The sequence below is a fragment of the Sulfobacillus thermosulfidooxidans DSM 9293 genome, from assembly GCF_900176145.1.
In the GTDB taxonomy this organism is placed as follows: Bacteria; Bacillota; Sulfobacillia; order Sulfobacillales; family Sulfobacillaceae; genus Sulfobacillus; species Sulfobacillus thermosulfidooxidans.
This window is the reverse complement of record NZ_FWWY01000001.1, coordinates 1,832,513-1,850,462: the sequence shown is the minus strand read 5'-3', so window position 1 is coordinate 1,850,462 and position 17,950 is coordinate 1,832,513. Positions and strand designations below refer to the sequence as shown.

The window sequence follows — 17,950 nt, the reverse complement described above, 5'->3', positions numbered from 1 at the left end:
TCAATGACTGGGCGAGGACAAGGGATGAGTCAAGCGGGTGCGCTCTTTTTGCCAGATAAGCCACTGTATCCACTCGTCGATTCCCTGCCCCGTTTTCACAGATACCGGAAGAATCTTGGCTCCTGGATTAACCTCGTTAATCACGTGATAAAGATTGTCCCACGATATATCCAAATACGGCAGCAAATCGACTTTGGTGACGAGGATCAGATCAGCCGTAACAAACATGTCGGCATATTTCACTGGCTTGTCTTCACCTTCCGTCACACTCAAGAGCACAACGCGGGCGTCTTCTCCCAAATCAAAGAGAGCGGGACAGATGAGGTTACCAACATTTTCGATAAAAAGAATATCGGGCCAAGAACTGAGGTGATCAGCTGCATGCGCCACCATATGGGCATCCAAATGGCAAACACTGCCAGTCGTGATCTGCTTGGCTTCACAGCCTGCTTGCCGCAAGCGTTCAGCATCCCGGTCCGTGCGTTGGTCGCCTACTAAGACCCCCATGGTGATCTGATCTTTCTGCAAACGGGCGACCGTATGCTCTAATAAAGTGGTTTTTCCTGATCCGGGCGAGCTCAGGACTTGGATCGCCGTAATCCCATGCGCGTGAAAAGCCTGACGGTTTTTCTGGGCATTTTGGTTATTGACCGATAATATATCAATTTCCAGGGTTTTATGGTCTTGCATTTCCCCTTTTTGATCTGTCGGATGAGGGGTCCCCTCTTCCCAAAAAGCATGGTGGTGATGGGCAGTCAGTTCCTGGCCCTCTATACCCACATGTTCCACATCATTACCACAACCACACGTTGCACACATCGTTAATGCCCTCCTTGTTTTTCCTTCTTAGCCAACTTAACCAACTTAACTAGCTTAACTAGCTATCCCTGTAAGGGATTGTTACTCGCCATGGGGGTAGAGGGTTTCTCACCCTGGGAGGTATCACGACGAGGCGAAAAGCGAAGACCTGTCAGGCGAATTTGGGTACCCGATAAAATCTTCGCGCCCATTTGGCCACAACCTGGGCAAACATCTAATACGTCCTTCATAGGAAAACGGGTGTTACAAAAACGACATTGCCCTTCGCCGTCTTGCCATTCATAGGTAATACGGGCTTCTTCGGCACAAGTGCCTTGCAGCACCACTTGCAGAGCCAAATCCAGGGCGTCTGGCACAATTCCGCTGAGCATCCCCACATCAAGAACAATTTCCTCGACGTTTCGCCCTTGTGATTCCTGCAAGACATATTCCGAAATGGGAATGGCCAATGACAATTCGTGCATAACAGCCTCCTAGCAAATCCGGGGTAAAGGATCACCGACGAGCATATCTAGCACACGCATTCCCCCAATGTCGGTATGCATAAATACCATTCCTTCGGGTTCTGGTAACACCTCTCCAATAATCTGGGCATGATATCCTTGTTCATGGGAACGGATAATGGCTAACGCCTCATCTGCCACTTGTGCGTCGACAATAGCAATCAGCTTTCCCTCATTGGCAATCGTTAAAGGATCAAGACCTAATAATTCACAGGTGCCTTTTACCACGTCTTTGATAGGAATCGCCCGTTCTTGAAGTCCTATGGCTAAACGGCTGGATTGTGTCAGTTCGTTTAATGTGGTAGCCACCCCACCTCTGGTGGGATCCTTAAGACAATGAATCGCAGGCCCTAATTGTGTGATAAGGTCATAAACGATCTCGTGAAGGGGGGCACTGTCACTTTTCACGTCGGCATCGATATCGAGACTCTCACGCGCTAACATGACGGCTATTCCGTGGTCTCCCAGATCCCCACTCACAATCACCTTATCTCCGACCCGAATCTTGTCATATCCCAAACTCGCCCCGGGTAATAACCGCCCTATTCCGGCTGTATTAATGTAAATCCCGTCCCCTTTGCCGCGCGGCACCACTTTGGTGTCCCCCGTGACAATCGGTACGTGGGCCCGGGCCGAAGCCTCTGCCATCGACGTCACAATGTGCCGTAAGTCTTCAATGGGAAATCCTTCTTCGAGAATAAAGCCCACAGATAAACCAAGAGCCATCGCCCCAGCCATGGCTAAGTCATTGATGGTCCCATGTACCGCTAAGGAACCAATATCCCCGCCAGGAAATGTAACCGGGCTAACAACATAGGTATCGGTCGTTAACGCCACTTTCGAGGACGCATCCCAGGACATCACCGCACTGTCCTCCATGCGGTCTAAATAGGGATTGCTCAAAGCTTGCGCAAAGACCGCATCGATCAAATTGTGGGTCGCTTTGCCTCCGCTGCCATGACTCATAGTAATATGACTTTCGCGTAATACGGCTCGTTTGCGCCGCGCTTCTTGGGCTTTCTCAATTTTTGCCACGACTTCTGACGCTTTGGCCACGTTTCTCCCTCCTCACACTCACACGGTATTACCACGATAAATTCTTGCGTTCTTGGGCCATAGAAAACCGGCCATAATTGTAATAGGCTGCACACGCCCCTTCGGGAGAGACCATACAGGTGCCGATCGGGGTTTCGGGAGTACACGCGGTGCCGAACACTTTACACTGCCATGGTTTAATGACCCCTTTAAGGACTTCACCGCACTGGCAGGCCTTAGGATCGGCAACGCGGACACCGGGAACTTGAAACTTGATTTCCGCATCCCAGTCACGAAATGCATCCCGCAAGCGAAATGCACTGTAGTTAATGAACCCAAGACCTCGCCATTCAAAAAACGGTCGAAGTTCCATGGTCTCGGCCATCGCTTTTTGGGCCATGACATTGCCTTCTTTACGCACCACCCGCGTATACTGGTTTTCTACTTCAGCCCGTCCTTCGGCGATTTGTTTGACCACCATATAAATCGATTGGATAATATCTAATGGTTCAAAGCCGGCGATGACCACGGGCTTGTGGTAATCCCGCGCCACAAATTCATACGGGCGCATGCCCACCACCATGCTGACATGTCCTGGACCTAGGAATCCATCAAGGCGGAGATCAGGGGAATCGAGCAGGGATTTTAACGCCGGGATAATCAAAACATGATTACAAAATACCGAAAAGTTCTTAATGCCTTCAGCTTTGGCGCGTAATAACGTGGCTGCCGTCGAGGGTGCCGTTGTTTCCATGCCCACGGCAAAGAAGACAACCTCTTTGTCAGGATTCTGTTGAGCGACTTTCAGCGCATCCAGAGGCGAGTAGACAAAACGGACATCTGCACCATCCGCCTTGATATCAAGAAGACTGCCATTGGAGCCCGGAACCCGCATCATATCGCCAAACGTGGTAAAAATAACGCCGGGTTGGCGAGCAATGGCGATGGCATCATCGACCCGACCCATCGGTAGAACACAAACCGGGCATCCTGGGCCATGCACTAAGTCGACGTTGGATGGCAACAAATCTTCAATGCCGTGTTTAAAAATAGTGTGTGTATGGCCGCCACAAACTTCCATAATCTTGATATCCCGACCGTGGGCCAAGCGGGCAATTTCACTGGCGGTTTTTTTCGATAATTCTTCGTCTCGATATTCATCAATAAATTGCATCAGACCACTCCCTTCTTCATTCGCTGTTACCTGGATGTTAAGAGGGCTTCCACCAGCCGGACGAGAACATGGGCAATCGTCGCTTGTCCCTCTTGGATACGCGGTGTGTGTTCGTTATGGGCGATAAAGCAGTAGTCGATATCCGCATTCTTGGCAAGTTTTCCGCCATCATACCCCGAAATTCCAATGGTTAAGAGGCCTTGCCGTTTGGCTTGGTTGAGACCTAAAATGACATTTTCGGAGTTCCCACTGGTGGAAAACCCTATGGCGATATCCCCGGCTTTCCCCAACGCAATCACTTGGCGGACAAAGACATTATCAAAGCCCACGTCGTTGGCAATGGCGGTAACGGCGGCAACGTCATGGGTCAATGCCAATACCGGCACAGAGAGATTTAGATCCATAAAATCGGCCACCAGATCTTGACAATCCGTACTGCTTCCTCCATTGCCCATGGCGAGCAACATGCCTCCTTGAGCAAAACAGGCTGCCATGTCTTTAGCGGCCGCAACCAGTTGAGCGTGGGCACTTTGATAAATTTGACGACGTAAAGCTATGGTCTCCTGGCACTTTTTTTGGGTAGATACCGTGACTTGGTGCAACACATCGTCTAAATTCGCCGGGGCCTTGGGACTCGCAAATAATCCGGGATAAAACAACTGGTCAAATTCCGAACCGGCCTCTGGCTGGGTCATGAGATGTCCTCGCTTTCTGTCACTTTGGCCAGCGCGGTGCCCCCGTGGCATAAGATGTCATCTCCGACCGCAAGGTCGGGAACAAACGTGATATCGACCCAGGTTTCTTCGGTATCGCCCCTAACCTGGGCCATCAATTGAAGGGAATCGATAGCCAGCACGTGAAATTTTTGCAATTCATCAGAACAGGTCACACAATGGGCCTCATATTGTGGCAGTCCTTGTAATGACAAGAACAGAGAAGAGGACTTCATAACAACACCTCCTGCTCCAAAAAGACATGAACCAACTCGTACAACACATGACTCACCAGTTCGTGGGTCTCTTGAATCAGCAGCGGATCTGTACTGTCCACCGTGAAAATAAAGTCGGCCACCGTTTCGTCAAATCCTGGGGGCCCTGACAATCCCAAGCTCAACATCCCCAGCTCACGCGCTTCCCTCAGTGCATTGACAATAGACGGGGTTTGCCCATCTGTGGAAAAACCTAGCGCCATATCCCACGGTTTTGCTAACCGTTTCAATCCCCAAGCGTACTTCCACTCGGGATCGAACCCAGTAATTAAGGCATTGTTATTGCTAAGGGAAATGCCGGGCAACGCCTTATTCCCTACGATAGCGGGATGCACAAATTCGACTGCAACGTGCTGAGCGTCAGTCGTCCAAAAGCCCTCACCAAATGTCCAAATTCTCCCCTGTTGATGAAAACGCCGGGCCATTTGATAACATGCCTGGGCTATATGCTCGGATTCCTTGTCAAAAAAGGCTTGGGCAATCCTCTCAGACTCATCAAAGTACCTAGCCACCACCATGTCTAATTCCTGATCGGTTATCATCAGCTCACCTCACGCTGTAGGTCTAGATAGCTATTCGATCTGAGAGGTATCCCACAAATCAAATTCATCATCGAGCGACGTGCCCAGTTCTTGAAGCATGGCTAATGTTTCTTGAGCCTCTTGCTCATCGATTTTGCTCATGGCAAATCCCACGTGAACCAGAACCCAGTCTCCCGGTTCAATCCCTAAAGACTTTAACAGCGTAATACTGACATTACGTTTAATCCCCGTCACATCTACTTTGGCAATGTCACGTTCTCGGTCCACAATCTCGGTAACCCGCCCGGGAATTGCTAAACACATCACCCATTCCTCCTCTGTACATCGCGCAATTCATTACTTTTTAATCCTTGAGCCATGTTGCACCCAATGCCAATTTGTCCTAATGCCAATCCGCCGTCATTGGGCGGAACCACGTGATTGAGGAAAGTTCTCAATCCCTTGGAATGTAATTGGTCTAAGGTTAAGCGGGTTAAGAGCTGATTTTGCCATACACCACCCGATAGCACGACGTGATCGATGCCATAATGGCGGTAGACGAGAGAGGCCATAGAGGCTGTCATCTCAGCAATCGTATGATGAAAACGCAAGGCCATGACAGAAGGAGATTCCCCGCGAAAAATATCGGCTAGGAGATCTTTAATCAGAGGTGTTGGATCCATCTGCCAATATCCAGATCTTTCTTCTCGGATTTCATAGGGATACGGGGACGCCTTACCTTCGCCCGCCAACATTTCACACATAATCGCGGCTTCCCCTTCATAGCTGGCAAAAGGGGTTAATCCAATCAGCGCGGCCACGGCATCAAACAGACGCCCCATGCTCGATGTTAAGATAGAGATTGAGGAGTCAACTTTTCTGGCCAACGCATCAATGTGCCACCACGGCGCTCCAATCTTCTGAATTAAAGGGAGGTCTTCTGGATAGTTATCCCGGGAAAAGATTTGGGCGAGCAGTGCTGACGCCATGCGCCACGGTTCTTTAATCGCCCGGTCCCCACCAATCATAGGAACGGGCTTTAAGGAAGCCACGCGCTCAAACCCGGATAAGGTGGCGAGTAGTACTTCACCGCCCCAAATGGTTTTGTCCGGGCCATATCCCGTACCATCAAAAGCAAGACCGATGACTGGCCCCTCTAAGTGATGCTCCATCATTACACTGGCAACATGCGCATGATGATGTTGCACAGCCAAAGTCGGTAACCCTATTTGTTCGGCAAAGGTCGTCGACAAATAGCCGGGATGCATATCATGCACAACGAATTCAGCTTTCAGATGATAAAGGCGTTCGAAATGGGCAATGCCTTCTTGGAAGGCCTGATAAGCCTTCATATTCTCGAGATCACCCAAATGATGACTCAGATAGACTTTCCCCTGTTGATAAAAGGCAAAGGTATTTTTGAGTTCCCCGCCTACGGCTAGAAGTGGAGGACCTTCCAGCGCCGTTTCAATAATGTCCGGCACATATCCGCGTGAACGCCGTAAGAGTTGCGGCTGATTATCTGCAGCTATTTTGACAATCGAATCGTCACAGCGGATGTAAATTGGGCGATTATGATGGACAAAGGCATCAGCCACCGATTTTAGCATGTCTTTGGCTTCATCATTATCGGTGACAATAGGCTCATCACTCAGATTGCCACTTGTCATCACGACCACGGGTAAAGGCAACGCGTCTTGTAAAGCTTCTAACAACAAGACATGCAGGGGGGTGTAAGGAAGCATAACCCCTAAAGTGCGGTACAAGCCAGCCACCTGTGAGCTTAAAATCCCGGAACGCAAGCGGGTCAATAAGACAATAGGTCGTTCGGTGGACTCTAATAACGCTTTTTCTTTACCGCTCACATAGCATAACTGCTGAACCGCTTCAAGATCTTTGGACATCACGGCGAAGGGTTTCCCAGAACGCCGCTTTAGCTGGCGTAAACGCTTTACCGCCTGATCATCAAAAGGATTACAGGCTAAGTGGTAGCCTCCTAATCCCTTAACCGCAACAATTTGGCCAGACAAAATGGCCTCGGTCCATAAGTGAAACGGATTTTGAGAGATTTCATTTCCTCTTTCAAAGTACACTTGGGGACCACACTGTGGACAGGCATTGGGTTGGGCATGAAAGCGACGATCCAAGGGATCGTCATATTCACGTTGGCAATCCGGACACATCACAAAACGGGCCATTGTGGTCATTGCCCGGTCATACGGAACGCCTTGAATAATGGTGTAGCGAGGTCCGCAATTCGTGCAGTTGATAAAAGGATAGCGGTAACGACGATCTTTCGGATTATGCATCTCCTCAAGACACTCTTCACACACACAGGCATCAGGTCGCACCAGTGCGGCAGGGTCTTTGCCTTGCAGGCTCTTCTGGATGACAAAATCTTTTTCGTCAACCAAAATCGCGACACGCTCTTCCTCAATCTGGTCAATACGGGCTAAAGGCGGAGTCTTGGAAAGCAAGTGGTCGTGGAAACGCTCGAGTGCCCATAAGGGCCCCTGAACTTCAATACTTACCCCTTGATGATCATTGTAAATCCAGCCGGTAAGTCCCAAGTGTTGAGCTTCCCGGTAGACAAACGGCCGAAATCCGACGCCTTGAACAAATCCTTTAATGCGTAGATGCCGCCTTTCAATGCAGCGATCTTCGGGATATGCTTCCATTGCCCCGCCTCCGTAACTCCGCCTTTGACAACCCTCACAACCTTACATATTCCTCATTCGCACATAACGCTGCATATCCGGCAACGACTGCAAAATGAGTTTTCCCAGCCATATCACGAGCGCTAAAAATGCGAGCGTGAACATCATTTGGATCATGTGCGCACCTCCTTCTGCGTGATATGTCCCTAGGGTTTCTCCTCACCATTTGGGCTCACCGTTAAAATCCCTCTGGGATTTTATTCTCCCGGGGCACAACCCACTCCATAGGTAGGCGAATGATTCACTTCAACGGTTTTACCGTTGCCGACATACATATGCACCCCACAGGGCAAACAGGGATCAAAACTCCGCACAGCACGCATAATATCAATCCCTTTAAACGAGTCCGGACCATTTTCTTCGAAAATTGGCGTTCCTTGGACAGCATCTTCATACGGTCCCGGAGTGCCATAAATGTCCCGAGGATTCGCATTCCACGGAGTGGGGGGGTAAGGATGGTAGTTCGCAATTTTTCCATCGCGGATGACGACATGGTGCGACAAGACACCGCGCACGGCTTCATGGAACCCACACCCAATAGCCTCTTCCGGTACTTTGAAGGGTTCCCATACTGTAGTGTGACCAGCCCGGACTTCGGCGATGGCTTGGTCTAAGAAGTATAGTGCAGCCGCTGCCGCATAGGCCTGGAAATACGTGCGGGCCCGGTCACGCTCAATCGCATTGCTCCACTGTGGAATCTTCCATTCGAGCTGCATTTCACCAAACGACGCGGTTTTGGGGAAATTAATCTGCACCGAGTGACCGGTCGCCTTCACCGTGCCCATGTCAACCAATCCCGCCAAGGCTGTGGCCCATAAGCGAGCAATGGCGCCGCCTCCTGTGTCTAATGCCAGATGATCTCCCGAAGATTTGTCATACCACCGGGGGGACATCACCCAGCTGTAGTTCTTGTTAAAGTCGCGTTTTTGCGGCTTGGGAATCGTCGTTTGGTTCCACGGGTGATTTTTATCGACAGGATTTCCTAACGGATCATGGGTCACAAAGCGCTCTTCGTTTTCCCAGCTGCCATAATAGGAAGAGCCCAACAAAATGCGCATCCCCAGATTAATTTCGACCAAATCTGTGGTAATCAACTTGCCGTCGACCACAATTCCGGGCGTCACAAACATCTTGCGGCCCCAGTCGGTCATGTGCTTATAATCGTAATCGCAGGCATTGGGATCTTGGAAGGAGCCCCAACAGCCTAGCAAAATCCGGCGTTGACCGACTGCCTCATAGCCGGGCAATGCCTCGTAGAAAAAGTCAAAGAGATCGTCGTGCAGAGGAACCATTTTCTTCATGAAATCGATGTATTTCATGAGTCTCGTCATGTAGTCGGTAAATAACTGGATGGTCGGCACAGTCCCCACACCACCGGGATACAACGTGGACGGATGGACATGCCGACCTTCCATTAAGATAAACATCTCCCGAGTATACCGACTTACCTGAAGTGCCTCGCGGTATAACTCACCGGTAAAGGGATTAAGAGCCGTCATAATGTCGGCAATAGTTTTGTATCCGTGAATGTCCGCGTGCGGAGCGGATGTTTTTTGGGCTTTTGCCCAAACGCTCGGATTGGTTTCCCGCACCATTTGCTCGCAAAAATCGACACCCACCAAGTTTTCTTGGAAGATATTGTGGTCAAACATGTATTCTGCCGCTTCACCGAGATTGATAATCCACTCAGCAAGCGATGGGGGTTTGACACCGAAAGCCATATTTTGCGCATAGACGGCGCAAGTGGCATGGTTGTCCCCACAAATACCACAAATACGGCTGGTGATAAAATGCGCATCGCGGGGATCCTTGCCTTTCATGAAAATGCTATAACCCCGAAAAATCGACGAGGTACTATGACATTCCACCACTTCACGATTCTCAAAGTCGATTTTGGTATAAATCCCTAAGCTGCCCACAATTCGCGTAATCGGATCCCATGCCATTTCGACAAGTTTCGAGTTATTTGTGGCCTGCTGACTGCTTACTTTGTCTTCCGTTGTAGCCAAAACATTGTCCTCCCTTCAATTACCATACTTTTTGATATCCCGTCGTCAGTTCAGCCCGAGCATGTCGCCAAGACGGTTCATGATTTAAAGTGTCATTGGTGACAGAACGCAAATTGCGGAATAATTTCCCGTAGAGGGAGATGACCGATGACGACATCTTGCCTCCGGGCGGTTCATCCATGAAGGGCATAAACTTATCCGGGAAACCCGGCATGGTACAACCGATGCAGATTCCTCCGACATTGGGACAACCTCCAATGCCCGCCATCCATCCGCGTTTAGGCACGTTGCAATTGACAACGGGTCCCCAACATCCGAGTTTGACAATGCATTTGGGGGAACCGTATTCGGCCGCAAAGTCAGCTTGCTCATAATAGCCCGCGCGGTCACAGCCTTGATGGACCGTTCGTCCAAACAGCCATTGTGGCCGTAATTGATCATCGAGGGGAATCATTGGAGCAGATCCTGCGGCTTGATAGAGGAGGTAGAGAATCGTTTCCGAGAGGTTATCAGGTTGGATGGGGCAGCCTGGCACACACACAATGGGAACGCCAGCCTTAGAGCGCCAATTCCATCCCAAATAATCCGCAATTCCCATCGCACCGGTCGGATTGCCTTGCATAGCATGGATGCCGCCATAACTGGCACAGGTTCCCGCGGCCAAAACCGCCCAGGCTTTGGGTGCCAACTTGTCAATCCATTCATTCGTCGTCATCGGTTGACCCGTTTCGGGATTATTCCCCATGGCCGCCCAATATCCTTCGGCATGAATCTTCTCATTGGGAATGGAGCCTTCAACCACTAACACAAAGGGATCGAGCTCACCGTTCGCGGCTTTCCACCACCACGCCATGAGTTCATCCCCATTGTCATAATCGACTAAGGGCCAGTGAAAGCGAACATTGGGCACACCCGGCAAATATCCCAGTGCTAAATCTTCCACGCTGGGCTGAGTGGCCGCGGTTAAACCCACGGAATCACCATCACAGCTCAGTCCTGCATTAATCCATATCACATGGACTATCGGATCGGGCACAAAAAGTCCCCCCTTGTTTTGTTAAAGTCAACGAAAACGGGATTAAGCGAAGTGATTGTATTTACATAACCGGATCCTTAATTCATGCTAGTTAAACTTATCTAGCAGATCCGTTAAAACTAATATAAACTTATACACGACGTAATATCAACTGTTTGATATAATTTTCTATATTTTTTATGTTTCATCTCAATTTCTATGAATTAGTTATCTCGAATTATATGTCGCTTGTCTTGCTCCTTGATCAGTCCAGTAAAAACGACAACCGTCGCCTTTTTCATCACACCATTATTTTTCTTAATCCTCCACAATTTCAAAGTCTGACAACTTGCTCATGTGCCTTAAGCCGGCCCGTGATCCTTTCCCTTCCCTGTACATAGCTCTTTTTTATCTCTCCAAAAGCGGTTGTCGTTTTATACCAAATTTCCACGCTTCTTTAAAAACTTTCGCACTGTTCTTGGTTTTGTTTGTCGTTCTGGCTGCACCATGCCCCATCATCGTCCCCACCGGGATCTCCCAAAGCGCTCTCATCAGCACCAACAGACGATTTTGCGCCCACATCATCCTTTTATCCTAATCCTAATTGAATTTATGTGTTTCACTACTGTTCATCATTTTAAACATTTAAATACTTATGAGATATTGTCTAGATACTATAGTCGATCAACACTGTACTCGGGTTTAGACCCAACTTCACAAAATACGGAGGGAGAACGCCAAATGCCAAAACCTTATATTGCGATTAACAGTGCGAAAGTTGCGAATCACCCTGATTCTTTTCGGCTATTTGAATCAGTAGGTCCCAAGGTTTGTATGGTCACGGCCAACCATTCCGGATTTGTAGGATTCCAAAACCATGTGCAAATCGGGGTTTTCCCAATGGGTGGACGGTACGGCGGTGCCGAAATGGACATGCGTCAAACCCTCAATCCCTTAGGCATTCGCCAGTACACCATGTGGAAGCGGTGGGAAGATCATGAAGAGATGCACGTACAGCAGTTTGATTCGATTTTCCGGCTGTGTTCCAGTTGTTTGGGCATGGTCATTGAGGGTCCATGGGAACCAATCTATGAAATCGTTAGCAGTGATTTACCAGACAATATGGCGTTAACAGATGTGCCCGCGACATTAGGCAGCCAATTTATGGCCGGACAACCTGTCCCGCCAGTATCTATGCCCTATGGCCAACGTGTCATTGCCGCATCTGAGCACACCATTATTCCTGGCATGGAGAATGCCTTCGAATCCGCCATTGAAGATCTCATGCAAATGTTTAAGAAGGCCCCAGGATTCCTTGGCTATATGGTTTTGAAACAAATTGGCGCATCCGCCATCGGCAGTTTGCAGCTCACACCCGAAGGGATTCATCAAGCCTTGCAAACCCTAGGTGATTACCCGCCGCGTGCGCAATCAGGAAACTTTGAAACATTACAAGCAGCCCCGACACCCAAGGAATACGTCGTTCACATGGAGTGGCAAGATCTCGCCACGGCTCAATTCGGCATTTCCCGGGTTGTGGTGAATACGCGCTACCGAGCCCAGCATGACAAGGTATTAAAGACATTAATCAGAGGACCTTATGTCACCTTGTGGAGCCCGATGATGGAAGACACGTCATGGCGGGAGTATTTGCACTCGTAATATCTTCATATCTTTATCATTGGAAATTGCCCCGGTTCCGAAAAGAACCGGGGCAATCTCTTATCAAGCCACAATGCTAACAAATCACATAGGTAAGCGCTTTAATCCGGGCAGTTTTTCACCGCATGGACCGGAAAAGTGCGCGTGGGCCAATTGACCAAGATAATCCCGCCAATAATCAATAGACCTCCAACCATCACGGTCTGTGTGATTATCTCATGTAGCAGGAGCCATCCGAATAGCACACCGAAAAATGGGGCCAAAAACAAAAACGCGCTCACTTTTCCGGGATCGTTATGATGAAGTAAATAAAACCAAATCCCAAATTGGACAACGGAAGCCATAAGGGCTAACCACAATACGATGACAATGGATTCCATGTTTACCACAAAGCGCGGAGTCTCCAAATTGACAGCGGCAATCATCAAGATCAATCCGCCAATCATCATCTGATAGGCCGTTAAAATCCAAATGTCAAAGCGTGCTCCCCAGCGCTTTATCAAAAGAGTGGCAATCGCCCACGACAAAGCTCCAGTAAAACCATAGACCACGCCCATATGAATAGAGAAATTTCCTCCCAAGGTCACCACGACCCCGAAAAATCCTAAAAGGACCCCCAGGTATTGCCGTAATGTGTAGCGGGCTTTGGTAAAAATCGTCGCTAAGATGACCACTAACAGCGGGTTAACGAACGTGAGAATCGACGACTCGCCTGCGGAGATTGTCTCTAAACTTAAAAAAATCATTCCCATCACGCCAGCCGTTTGAAATAGGCCAATAATCCCCACGCGCACCCAGTCTCCTATGTGCTGTGGCAATGGGCGATGGCGCACGATTATTGCCATGACAATGCCGGCGATCAAAAAACGTACCGCTACCAATAAAAAAGGAGAAATGAACTGCAACCCTATTTTCCCAATGGCAAACGAGGACCCCATCAGGGCGGTTGTCGCAATGACCAATCCCGCAAATTTCAAAGTATCTTTAGTTAACACGCCGCTATAGCCTCCCAAACCCGCCTAAAAAATCACCACCGAAACCGAAACGCCCGTGTATGAAAAAGTTCAGATAACAGACTTTCATTTCCCAATAAAACTTTCTGGTCAAAGAAAAAGTCAGCGCATTGAAGAAAACTGTTAGGTAGTATATCACTTCGAGAATAATAATCAATCTTAGAGGGCACATGAGAATAAGCCAGTTAGCCACAGTACTTGGTATCCCAGGCTGTGATTAACCGGCAGCTTCCTTTGACTCCTATTGACGGCTTTTGGCCAGAACAGCTTCAATTTTGCCAATTAGGCGGGGAAGATCTACCGGTTTGGTATCAAAATCTTCACATCCCTCATCGAAGGCCCGTTGACGATCAGCGGCTAAAGCATGGGCGGTCAATGCGATAATAGGAATATTTTGAGTCAGGGGGTCATGTTTTAAGAGAGCAATTGCTTGCCAGCCATCTAATACCGGCAAACTAATATCCATAAGAACCACATCGGGATGCTCGCTTCGGCAACGCTCAACGCCCTCTTGCCCATCTGTCGCTAAAATGACCTCATAATGCCGTCTCGTCAGTCGACGAGATAGCATATCCCGGTTCATTTCGTTATCTTCAACTAATAAGATCTTACTCATCTATGATCGCTCCTTTCGTCACAGCATTTCTGATCTGTCAAACACGCCAGATGGAGCATTCAAGTCTTCTAAACTGCGTTGCCGTGTCTCCGTGCCAAATATCCATGTCAGAAGACTCCCGCCCAGCATAATGAGGGCCGCGACTCCGGCCACAGGACTTAATCCTCCTTGCTGATTAATTAGTCCAAAGAGTAAGGCGCCCGCAATAGCGCCCAGTCGACTAACCGCGGTAGCCACACCGAGAGCGGTAGCACGCCGATGGGTTGGAAACAGTTCGGCTGGATAAATGCCTGTCACCGTACCTGGGCCATACATGCTCATGGTCTCCCCTACAGTCAACAGCAGAATAATAACGAAAGGAGCTACGTGCGATGCCGCAGTGAGCGCGGCCACTAATCCCAACATGAGGCTCGCAATCCCAAATCCCACGATTTGCAGAGACTTGCGCCCAATCCGGTCGAGATGCCACATGGCCACGAACGATCCCACGATTCCCCCGACATTCACCAAAGCGGTTCCCCAAATCGCGCCCATTTGTCCTGTTAATCCCGAACGCGTTAACATCACCGGAAGAATGAGACCCATGCCATAACTGGCCATCGTTAAGAAAAACCAGGTGCCGAGAATCAGAATCCACCGATTCGCAAAACTCTGGCGAAAAGAGGTGGTATGAGGGTCTGGGTAAGAATAATTCACAGGTTCCAACTGATAGGTGTCAATGAGCTGATGTCCTTGATCTTCTTGTCCCATAGCAATCAACCAACGCGGAGATTCTGGCAGGGACTTTCGCAACCAAATTCCCACGACCGCGGGCAAAGCTGCCAAGGCAAAGACAATGCGCCAGGCGATTAAGGGCGGGACGACAGAAAAAATAATGCCAGAAAGGACGAAACTTAAAGTGGTGCCAATGGGCCACATAAGCCAGATAAACCCCAGCTGAAACCCACGGTTTTTGCTCGGAGAAAATTCTGCCACATAAGCCGGTGCAATGGCATAGTCAGCGCCGATAGCAAAACCAAGAAAAATCCGACTGACGAGCAAAATTCCAAAAGACGGGGAAAGAGCCGATGTGAGGCTGAAGAGGACAAAAAACCATAAATCATAGGTAAAGACTTTTAGTCGGCCCACATGATCGGTCAAAGTTCCCGCCAAAATACCACCCAGAAGGGAACCAAATAAGGTTCCTAGAGCGAGTTCAATGGTGGCGAAATCACTCAAATGAAATTGCCGGGTCAAGGCAATTAAACTCGCGGTCACCACAGTCAAATTATAGCCATCCAGTCCCACAGCAATTCCTGTAGCCCACCGAAGTCTTGGCGTTAGGCTATCACGCATAATCCTTCTCCTGCACATTGTGATGCGGCAAATGGATCATAAACACCACCCGCAACCCTCCTCCGTCTTCGGTTCCACACCATAAATCTCCCGCCAAAACGTGAAAGGCGGCACGTTCTAAACTGACAGTGAGCAACTCCAGGGCGTTCAGTTTGAGCGGATATTGCATGGCACGTTCCATGCGAATTCTTACGCCGTCCTTCTCATTAACGATGCGAACCCGGGGCAATTCATGCGGGCAACCCCGGTTCATGATGTCAAGGCCCGTCTTCCATGCCATTTCGAGCCACAGGGGATCGGTGCGCACCACCAGAGATGAAGACGGCTTTTCATCGAGCTGAATCTTTTCACCGACCCCGTCCCGACTTAAGAGAAACTCTGTCACATTTATTTCCATACACTGGAACTCCCAAGTCCCCTCGACGACTTTCGCCAAATCTATCAGTTGCCCCACCATGCCCAATACCGATTGAGCTGATTGATAGATTTTGCCTAAGTCTGCCGCCCGGGCAATATCCTCATTGTCGACCGCATCTTCCGCTAAAAGCTCACTATACCCTAATATGGCATTTAGATAATTTTTAACATCGTGCCCGACCGCAATTAAAAGGCTGGCAAGAAAATTGTCTTGGGCAAAAGGTATCTTGGACGTCGACATCATTTTCTCTACTCCTTTAAGTTTAAAAATGTGTGGTCTGTTCCTTGAGTTTGGAGAATTTTCATAAGGCTTCTTGTTTATGCTATCCCGCGCGCTTGCTGACGGTTTGGATCATCCTTTGCAATTCCCGCATCAGTTCGTCTTTGGTGTAACTGCCTTTCAAAATCACCCGCTCGACACTTCCTGTTAAACGTTGATAATCATCGGTCGTCATATCCTTAGCTGTGAGCACGATGATAGGAATTCGTTGCCAGGCTGGATTGCGTCGTAATATCGCAATCAGTTCAAATCCATCCATTTCCGGCATTAACAAATCACAAACAATCACTGCGGGAATAAAGGATTTCAACTGTTCAAGTGCTTGAGTCCCATTTTCTGCTTCCTCACACATCCACTCAGCCAATTCCAATTGCTGGCGGATTAGATGGCGGGTATCTTCGTGATCTTCAACAATCAATACAGAACGCCGCGAACCTGTTACCGATTTTTGTAGTGCGCTGAATAACCGGTCCCGATTAATGGGTTTAGCCAAAACATCGACAGCTCCCAAGGCATATCCTCGTTGGGCATCTGGGGCCATCGATAACAGGATGACCGGAATATCCATCAGCAACGGTTCTCGTTTAATGCGGGTGAGAATGCTCCAGCCATCAACCATAGGCAATAAAATATCGAGGATAATCACATCCGGCATGCCTTGCAGGGCAAGCTTAAGCCCCTCAAGACCTGTCAGGGCGGTGATTACGCGGTAACCCATAGGAGTTAACATACGCTGCATAAGGTCTAAGACCGTCGGATCGTCATCAATCACTAAAACGGTATACTGGTTGTTGCTGCTTTCCTCTACCCCCGGGGATTGTTGAACCAAACCCGGCAATTTCACGGTAAAGGTCGAGCCTTGGCCTTCAACACTTTCAACAGTAATGTCTCCCCCCATCATCTGGCAAAAATGACGGCTAATTGCCAATCCTAGGCCTGTTCCCCCATATTTTCTGGTTGTCGAGGCATCGGCTTGACTAAAGGCCTGAAATAGGCGGGATTGCTGTTCGGGACTTAACCCGATTCCGGTATCGCGCACCACAAACTCCACAAAAACATCATGACCCTGCCTTATCCGGTTGACACGTAATTCTACAGTTCCTTGTGTGGTAAATTTGGCCGCGTTGCTTAATAAATTAAACAGCGTTTGCCGGACTTTGGTTAAATCCGCATGAAGATATCCCAGCCAGGGTTCTTGATGCACAATAAATTCATTGTGGTTCGCTTGCATTAAAGGCCCAATGGTTTCACTGACATCGCGAATTAAATCGTCAACGGCAAAGGTTTCGAGAAACAAATCCATTTTGCCCGATTCAATTTTGGAAATATCCAAAATGTCGTTAATCAATGCTAATAAGTGTTTACCTGCCCGGTGAATTTTTTCTAAATCCTGAGCAAATCCCTCATCTTCCAGATCTTCCGCACTTTCCGATAGCATTTCGCTATACCCGATAATCGCATTAAGAGGTGTCCGCAGTTCATGACTCATATTGGCTAAAAACGTGCTTTTCGCCTGGTTGGCCGCTTCCGCCGCTTTGGTACTAGCTTGTAAATCTTCAATGGTTAACCGTCCTAGGCGAACGACCATAAATACAAAGATGGCACCCAATAAGAACACCATGCCGGGAATAATAAGGGAAAACGACGATCGCGCTTCCGCAATTAAAAGGCCTAACGTTAAAAGATAGCCTATGGTGAAAACACAAATAAAACCAAAGACCAACTGCCATGTCTTACGGTAGCGATTACTCGACAAAATTTGAATCACTTTCCATGTGCCTTGACCGGCAAAGCACATTACCAGAGCCCCCAAACCAATCAATATATCCACTATCGTCATCACCAA

At 48.8% G+C, this 17,950-nt stretch carries 19 protein-coding genes; 1 reads left to right on the top strand and 18 read right to left on the bottom strand.

Annotated features, from left to right (window positions below; all coding sequences use genetic code 11):
- The 13 genes from hypB to B8987_RS19630 form a co-directional block, all read right to left on the bottom strand.
- Positions 1 to 819, bottom strand: coding sequence for a hydrogenase nickel incorporation protein HypB (gene hypB, locus B8987_RS09305; protein WP_084661325.1), 819 nt, complete (start codon positions 817 to 819; stop codon positions 1 to 3).
- A gap of 62 nt (positions 820 to 881) precedes the next feature.
- Complete coding sequence (locus B8987_RS09300; RefSeq protein WP_020375846.1) at positions 882 to 1,283, bottom strand: hydrogenase maturation nickel metallochaperone HypA/HybF; 402 nt, start codon at positions 1,281 to 1,283, stop codon at positions 882 to 884.
- A 9-nt stretch (positions 1,284 to 1,292) separates the two neighbouring features.
- A complete protein-coding gene (gene hypE, locus B8987_RS09295; protein WP_084661324.1) occupies positions 1,293 to 2,378 on the bottom strand; it encodes a hydrogenase expression/formation protein HypE in 1,086 nt (361 codons plus the stop codon).
- Positions 2,379 to 2,406: 28 nt separating this feature from the next.
- A complete protein-coding gene (hypD, locus tag B8987_RS09290) occupies positions 2,407 to 3,531 on the bottom strand; it encodes a hydrogenase formation protein HypD (protein ID WP_084661323.1) in 1,125 nt (374 codons plus the stop codon).
- 26 nt (positions 3,532 to 3,557) lie between these two features.
- Positions 3,558 to 4,226 carry a D-sedoheptulose-7-phosphate isomerase gene (locus B8987_RS09285; RefSeq protein ID WP_084661322.1) on the bottom strand — a complete coding sequence of 223 codons (669 nt, stop codon included), beginning with the start codon at positions 4,224 to 4,226 and terminating at the stop codon, positions 3,558 to 3,560.
- Positions 4,223 to 4,480, bottom strand: a complete 258-nt coding sequence (locus tag B8987_RS09280) for a HypC/HybG/HupF family hydrogenase formation chaperone (protein ID WP_020375842.1) — start codon at positions 4,478 to 4,480, stop codon at positions 4,223 to 4,225. The genes B8987_RS09285 and B8987_RS09280 overlap by 4 nt, the downstream gene beginning before the upstream one ends.
- Positions 4,477 to 5,061 carry an SIS domain-containing protein gene (locus B8987_RS09275; protein ID WP_084661321.1) on the bottom strand — a complete coding sequence of 195 codons (585 nt, stop codon included), beginning with the start codon at positions 5,059 to 5,061 and terminating at the stop codon, positions 4,477 to 4,479. Before B8987_RS09275 ends, B8987_RS09280 begins: the two co-directional genes overlap by 4 nt.
- Before the next feature lie 30 nt (positions 5,062 to 5,091).
- The gene (locus tag B8987_RS09270; RefSeq protein WP_020375840.1) at positions 5,092 to 5,364 is read right to left on the bottom strand and encodes a HypC/HybG/HupF family hydrogenase formation chaperone; all 273 of its coding nucleotides are present in this window, start codon (positions 5,362 to 5,364) and stop codon (positions 5,092 to 5,094) included.
- Complete coding sequence (gene hypF, locus B8987_RS09265; RefSeq protein WP_084661320.1) at positions 5,364 to 7,718, bottom strand: carbamoyltransferase HypF; 2,355 nt, start codon at positions 7,716 to 7,718, stop codon at positions 5,364 to 5,366. Before hypF ends, B8987_RS09270 begins: the two co-directional genes overlap by 1 nt.
- A 42-nt stretch (positions 7,719 to 7,760) precedes the next feature.
- Positions 7,761 to 7,874: a DUF6893 family small protein gene (locus B8987_RS20235; protein ID WP_020375838.1), complete on the bottom strand. Its 114-nt coding sequence runs from the start codon at positions 7,872 to 7,874 to the stop codon at positions 7,761 to 7,763.
- 80 nt (positions 7,875 to 7,954) lie between these two features.
- The gene (locus B8987_RS09260; RefSeq protein WP_020375837.1) at positions 7,955 to 9,766 is read right to left on the bottom strand and encodes a nickel-dependent hydrogenase large subunit; all 1,812 of its coding nucleotides are present in this window, start codon (positions 9,764 to 9,766) and stop codon (positions 7,955 to 7,957) included.
- A gap of 19 nt (positions 9,767 to 9,785) precedes the next feature.
- Positions 9,786 to 10,802, bottom strand: a complete 1,017-nt coding sequence (locus tag B8987_RS09255) for an NADH-quinone oxidoreductase subunit B family protein (RefSeq protein WP_028963327.1) — start codon at positions 10,800 to 10,802, stop codon at positions 9,786 to 9,788.
- A gap of 387 nt (positions 10,803 to 11,189) precedes the next feature.
- Positions 11,190 to 11,366, bottom strand: coding sequence for a hypothetical protein (locus B8987_RS19630; protein WP_156023691.1), 177 nt, complete (start codon positions 11,364 to 11,366; stop codon positions 11,190 to 11,192).
- Between the two features lie 156 nt (positions 11,367 to 11,522).
- On the opposite strand from B8987_RS19630, the gene sor reads away from it, so the two are divergent.
- Positions 11,523 to 12,443, top strand: a complete 921-nt coding sequence (sor, locus tag B8987_RS09250; protein WP_020375834.1) for a sulfur oxygenase/reductase — start codon at positions 11,523 to 11,525, stop codon at positions 12,441 to 12,443.
- Between the two features lie 101 nt (positions 12,444 to 12,544).
- On the opposite strand, the gene B8987_RS09245 is transcribed toward sor, so the two are convergent.
- The 5 genes from B8987_RS09245 to B8987_RS09225 form a co-directional block, all read right to left on the bottom strand.
- A complete protein-coding gene (locus B8987_RS09245) occupies positions 12,545 to 13,438 on the bottom strand; it encodes a DMT family transporter (RefSeq protein WP_020375833.1) in 894 nt (297 codons plus the stop codon).
- Between the two features lie 259 nt (positions 13,439 to 13,697).
- Positions 13,698 to 14,072 carry a response regulator gene (locus B8987_RS09240; RefSeq protein ID WP_020375832.1) on the bottom strand — a complete coding sequence of 125 codons (375 nt, stop codon included), beginning with the start codon at positions 14,070 to 14,072 and terminating at the stop codon, positions 13,698 to 13,700.
- An 18-nt stretch (positions 14,073 to 14,090) separates the two neighbouring features.
- Positions 14,091 to 15,407, bottom strand: coding sequence for an MFS transporter (locus tag B8987_RS09235; protein WP_020375831.1), 1,317 nt, complete (start codon positions 15,405 to 15,407; stop codon positions 14,091 to 14,093).
- Positions 15,400 to 16,068 carry a histidine kinase dimerization/phospho-acceptor domain-containing protein gene (locus B8987_RS09230; protein WP_020375830.1) on the bottom strand — a complete coding sequence of 223 codons (669 nt, stop codon included), beginning with the start codon at positions 16,066 to 16,068 and terminating at the stop codon, positions 15,400 to 15,402. Before B8987_RS09230 ends, B8987_RS09235 begins: the two co-directional genes overlap by 8 nt.
- A gap of 79 nt (positions 16,069 to 16,147) precedes the next feature.
- Entirely contained in the window at positions 16,148 to 17,944 is a 1,797-nt protein-coding gene (locus tag B8987_RS09225; protein ID WP_242940702.1) for an ATP-binding response regulator, read from the bottom strand.
- Positions 17,945 to 17,950 lie beyond the last annotated feature (6 nt).